General features: G+C 71.7%; 3 protein-coding genes. All 3 read left to right on the top strand.

From position 1 onward, the window contains the following. Window positions 1-218 precede the first annotated feature (218 nt). The gene (locus ACFWJO_RS38020; RefSeq protein ID WP_185194706.1) at window positions 219-464 is read left to right on the top strand and encodes a hypothetical protein; all 246 of its coding nucleotides are present in this window, start codon (window positions 219-221) and stop codon (window positions 462-464) included. Between the two features lies 1 nt (window position 465). After that, window positions 466-1,317, top strand: coding sequence for an SOS response-associated peptidase (locus tag ACFWJO_RS38015; RefSeq protein ID WP_386872715.1), 852 nt, complete (start codon window positions 466-468; stop codon window positions 1,315-1,317). Window positions 1,318-1,557: 240 nt separating this feature from the next. Then, window positions 1,558-2,267, top strand: a 710-nt coding sequence (locus ACFWJO_RS38010; RefSeq protein ID WP_386872714.1) for a hypothetical protein, incomplete at its 3' end; no start/stop codon positions are given.

Below are 2,267 nucleotides of genomic sequence, written 5' to 3'. Positions count from 1 at the left end.
ACCTTCTGGGACACGTTGTTCCTCCTGGTGGTGGGGATCTGCCCGATGCCGCGCATGCGTGGGGCGGCGCGACGTGCGGGCTCGTTCTGCCCATCCCATCACAGGACCCTGTGCGACGCATCGGTGAGCAGCCGGGGGCCTGGTGTGTGGCGTCACCACGGCGGCCAGGGGAGACTGCAACCTGACCCGCAACACCGATGTGAACGGAGGGGCGAACCGTGGCACGACATGGCAGAGACGAGGACAAGGCGCACGAGGCCCACGAGGCTCCGGCCGGTGCCGGCACGCTCGCGCAGTGGCGCATCCCACTGGTGGGGCTGCTGATCGGCGTCGGCCTGGGGGTGGTGTTCGGACTGGGCACCGAGAGGCCCTGGGGCACTGTGATCGGCTGCGCGATGATGGGCTTCGCCCTCGGCATCGCGTGGATGTATGTCGAGCGCGGCCGGGACGGGAGGGACCGCTGAGATGTGCGGCCGCTACGTGATGGCCCGCGCCACGAGCGACCTGGTGGCCCTGGGTGACGCCGAGGCGAATGAGGATCTGGTGCTGCGCCAGAGCTGGAACGTGGCGCCGACAGCCGAGGTGCCGATCCTCGTGGCGCACGCGGACGACGTCGGCGCCGGAGGCTCCGGTGGGGGCGACGGCGGTGCCGGGGTGACCCGGCGGATCCACGTGGCCCGCTGGGGCCTGGTGCCGCCGTGGGCGAAGGAGCTGTCCGTGGGGTCCCGTGCGTTCAACGCGCGCTCGGAGACCGTGGCCTCCAAGCCGACGTTCCGGGCCGCCGTCCGCGCCCGCCGCTGCGCCGTGCCGGTGGAGGGATACTACGAGTGGAAGACGCCGGAGCCTGGCGCCAAGGGTCCCGACGGGCGGGCCGCGAAAAAGCAGCCCTACTACGTGCACCCGGCCGGGGCCGGGGACGGCGAGGGGCCGGTCATCTGGTTCGCCGGCCTGTACGAGTGGTGGCAGGACCCCGAGGCCCAGGCCGCGGGGGAGGACGCCTGGGTCCTCTCGACGACGATCCTCACCATGGCCGCACCCGACGCGGACGACGACGATCCGGTGCTCGCCGCACTCGGCCAGCTGCACGACCGGCTGCCCGTGCCCATGGACGCCGAGACGATGGACCGGTGGCTCGCCCCGGACACGCTCGGGTCCGCCGAAGAAGCCGACGCCCTCGTGGGCCAGGTGTGCGCTGGCGCGTACGACGTCGCGGCGGGGTGGTCGCTGCGACCCGTGGGGGGCGCCGTGGGGAATGTCCGGAACAACGGGCCGGAGCTGATCCAGGAGATGAGAGAGCAGCAGGGAACGCTGCTCTGAAGGACGGGGCGACGAGGATGACCTGCCCGTGAGGCGCGGGAACGCGGTGCCGCGGCATCGTGATCGGATCGAGACGGATCCGAGACCGTCCTGAACTCCCCCTGAGAATGGGCTCTGCGTAGCGTGGGTGTCACCGGGCCGGTATGAGCGCCGCATCTTTTGGAGGGGTGCCACGGTGAGGCCGGTGAACCGCAGTCCGTCACCCGAGCCCGCGTGGCCATTCACCAGGAGCGTCCTGCCATGATGTCGTCCCCGTCCTCGTTCAAGGTGTCCACCCGCCCGTTCGTCCCGACCACCCGCCCCGCCCGTCTCGCCGCCGCCGCGATCCTGACCGTGAGTCTCTTCGCCGGGGCCGCGCCCGCCGTCGCCGTGGAAGAGGCGGGACCCACCGTCTCCGAGGGGGTGTGTGACTGCGCGTGGGGCCCGGAGCCGGCGCCCGGCCCGGGCTTCGAGCTGCCTGACCTGGCCTCCCGCTGGACTCCCGAGCAGGGCATCCGTTCCGGCACGTTCCGCCAGATGGTGCCGGGCCTCGTCGTCATGGAGGGCTTCTTCGACCTGCGTCAGGACCAGATCGCGCTCACCGTCGCCCCGTACAGCATGGAGACCGGCCACGGTGACCAGGTGGCCGTCCCGTTGGTGTACGACGACGTCTACTCAGACCTCGGTGCGGTGCGCGTGGCGGATGCGCGGGCGCTGCTCGGCGAGGCCGGAGACGGTCATCTCCTGTTCACCCTGTCCGTGGACGGTACCCCGGTGGCCGCCGCCCTCTATGACGAGGCCGCCGGCACTCCGGAGGGCAACATAGGCCCCTCTGCCGGACTCGTCTACGCGTGGGGCGAGCACAGCCTGGCCGACCCCGTGTTCGGGGACTACCCCGAGCGGTTCCTCACGCTGGAGCACGCCGAGTCGGGCGTGCTGCTGCCGTTCCGGTCCGAAGGCCTGGGCGACGA

This window comes from Streptomyces sp. NPDC127092, assembly GCF_042722475.1.
Lineage (GTDB): Bacteria > Actinomycetota > Actinomycetes > Streptomycetales > Streptomycetaceae > Streptomyces.
Note: the sequence above shows the minus strand (reverse complement) of the source record. Positions and strands in the feature narration are given on the sequence as shown.